This is a genomic window from Streptomyces exfoliatus (assembly GCF_000725545.1).
In the GTDB taxonomy this organism is placed as follows: domain Bacteria; phylum Actinomycetota; class Actinomycetes; order Streptomycetales; family Streptomycetaceae; genus Streptomyces; species Streptomyces exfoliatus.
Genome location: NZ_JNZP01000072.1, coordinates 1 through 3,116, shown reverse-complemented (window position 1 = coordinate 3,116; position 3,116 = coordinate 1). Strand labels below are relative to the sequence as shown.

The following is a 3,116-nucleotide window of genomic DNA, read 5'->3' as shown; positions in this document are numbered from 1 at the left end:
CCGAGGTAGCCGCGGGCCAGCTGGGTGCCGGCGAGGTAGAGCTCGCCGGGGACGCCCGGGGGAACCGGGGCCAGCGCCGCGTCCAGCACGTACGCGGCGGTGTTCCACACCGGGCGGCCGATCGGCGACGGACGGCCCGAACCGTCGTCCTCGCAGTGCCAGAAGCTGACGTCCACGGAGGCCTCGGTCGGCCCGTAGAGATTGTGGAGTTCGGCCCCCGTGGCGCCGAACGTCGAGTGGAACAACTGCTCGGTGCCGGGCGCCAGCGCCTCCCCACTGCACAGCACCCGACGCAGGCCCCCGCAGTCGGCCGCACCGGGATCGCGCAGGAACACGTCGAGCATCGAGGGAACGAAGTGCACGGTGGTGACCCCGGCCGACCGGATGAGCTCGGCCAGATACGTCGGATCCCGGTGGCCGCCGGGTCGCGCCACCACCAGGGTGGCCCCGGAGATCAGCGGCCAGAAGAACTCCCAGACCGACACGTCGAAGCTCGACGGGGTCTTCTGCAGTACCCGGTCCGCCGGGGTGAGCCGGTACTCGTCCTGCATCCACAGCAGCCGGTTGACGATGCCCTCGTGCGGAATCAGAACGCCCTTGGGCCTGCCCGTGGAACCAGAGGTGTAGATCAGGTAGGCCGCATCCGACGGGCGGGGTGCCGACGAGGGCGCGTGCCCGCCGGGAAGCGCAGCCAGCAGCTGTCCGGTCCGCTCGGAGTCGATCTCGACGACCGGCGGGCCGCCCAGATCGGGTAGCACGGACGCCGTCTCACCCGTGGTGAGGACCGCGGCCGGTGCCGCGTCGGCGAGTATGTACGAGATCCGCTCGGCCGGGTACTCGGGGTCGACAGGGACGTAGGCACCGCCCGCCCTGAGCACCGCGCACAGTGCCACCACCAGTTCGATCGACCGTGGAATCGCGACCGCGACCAGGCTTTCCGGACCGACCCCCAGTGAACCGAGCAGATGCGCCAGCCGGTTGGCCCGTTCCTCCAGGTCGCGGTACGTCAGAGACTCGCCCTCGAAGGCCACCGCGGTGGCCTCCGGGGATCGCCCTGCCTGCTCCGCGAGCAGCTCGGTGAGGGTACGGGCAGACAGCTCGCGCGCGGTGTCGTTCCACCCCACGAGCGCCTGCTCGCGCTCCTCGCCCGTGAGGATCCCGATCGCCGAAACCGGCCCGTCCGGGTCGGCCACCACCGACTCCAGAACCCGACGCAGCCGCGCCGCGAGAAGCTCCGCCGAAGCGGGGTCGAACAGGTCGAGGCTGAACTCCAGCACGCCCGACATGCCGGCCGGGCCGCCCTGCGGGTCCCGGTCCTCGCCGAGCAGCACGGACAGGTCGAACTTGGCGGACACCGAACCGGACGGAACTCCGCTCACCCGCAGACCGGACAGTTCCACCTGCGGTTCCGGAGTGCTGTTCACGGCCAGCGCGACCTGGAACAGCGGGTGCCTGGCCAGCGAACGTTCCGGGTTGACCAGCTCCACCAGCCGCTCGAACGGCAGGTCCTGGTGGGCGTACGCCGCCAGGTCCACCTCACGCACCCGGTGCAGCAGCTCCCGGAACGTGGGATCGCCGGACGTGTCGGTGCGCAGCACCAGCGTGTTGACGAAGAACCCGACGAGATCGTCGAGCGCGTCGTCGGTGCGGCCCGCCACCGGGGTGCCGAGCGGGATGTCAGTGCCTGCCCCCAGTTTCGAGAGCAGCGTGGCCAGCGCGGCCTGTACGACCATGAAGATGCTCGCCTGGCTCTCCCGGGCCAGCATCGCCATCCCCTGGTGCAGCGCGGCGTCGAGTTCCAGCGGTACCGTGCCGCCGCGGTGGCTCGCCACCGGCGGCCGCGGCCGGTCGGTGGGCAGCACCAGTTCCTCGGGCAGTCCCGCGAGCGCCTGCACCCAGTGGTCGCGCTGCCGCGCGGCCAGGCTGTCCGGCACACCCTCGTCGCCGAGCAGCTCGGCCTGCCACAGGGTGTAGTCGGCGTACTGCACGGGCAGCGCCTGCCACTGCGGGGCGGCCCCGGCGAGCCGGGCCCGGTAGGCCTCCGCGAGGTCACGGGCGAGCGGCTTCATCGACCAGCCGTCTCCCGCGATGTGGTGCAGCACCAGCAGCAGCACGTTCTCGTCCGCGGCCACCTTGAACAGGGCCGCCCTGAGCGGCGGTTCCGTGGAGAGGTCGAAGGGGCGGGCGGCTTCGGCCGAGACGGCCCGGGCCACACCTTCCTCGGTCACTCGGATCGTCGACAGCCGCGGCCGGGCCTCCCCGGGCGCCAGTACCACCTGCCGCGGCACGCCGGCCACCTCGGGAAAGACGGTGCGCAGGCTCTCGTGCCGCTCGGTGACATCGGCGAGGGCGGCGGCCAGTGCCGCGGAGTCCAGCTCACCGGAGATCCGCAGCTGAAGCGGAATGTGGTACGCCGAGCCGACACCGTCCAGCCGCTCCAGGAACCACAGTCGGCGCTGCGCGTACGACAGCGGCACGTCACCGGTCCTCGGAAGGGCGCGCAGCGCGGGTCGCCGCCGCTCACGGCCCAGCAGCCGGCTCAACCGGTTCACTGTGGGCGCCTCGAACAGGGCCCGGATGGGCAGTTCGGCGTCCAGTACCGAGCGGGTGCGGCTGATCAGCCGGGTGGCCAGCAGCGAATGCCCGCCCAGCGCGAAGAAGTCGTCGTCGATGCCGACCGACGGCAGCCCCAGGACCTCCGCGAACAGCGCGCAGAGCACCTGCTCACGGGCGTCTCGAGGGGCCCGGCCGGCGGACTCGGCGCGCAGCACGGGCTCGGGCAGCGCGCGCCGGTCGAGTTTGCCCGTCGACGTCAGCGGGATCTCCGCGAGCTCCATGAAGGCCGACGGCACCATGTAGTCGGGCAGTCGCTTCGCGAGCTGGTCTCGCAGCGCCGCAGGGTCGGTGCCGGCACCTTCCGAGCCCTGGTCGGCGACGGTGTAGGCCACGAGCCGGCTGTCACCCGCGCCGTCCCGGTGGACGACGACCACGGCCTGGTGGACGCCGGGGCACGAGGTGAGCGCGGACTCGATCTCGCCCGGTTCGATGCGGAAGCCGCGGATCTTGACCTGGTCGTCGGCGCGTCCGAGGTATTCGAGGGCGCCGTCGCTGCGGTG

1 protein-coding gene is annotated in these 3,116 nt (G+C 72.1%); it reads right to left on the bottom strand.

The window, feature by feature from the left end:
* Positions 1 to 3,116 (bottom strand): non-ribosomal peptide synthetase (locus tag IO20_RS37240; protein ID WP_037637000.1); only part of this gene is annotated, 3,116 nt, incomplete at both ends.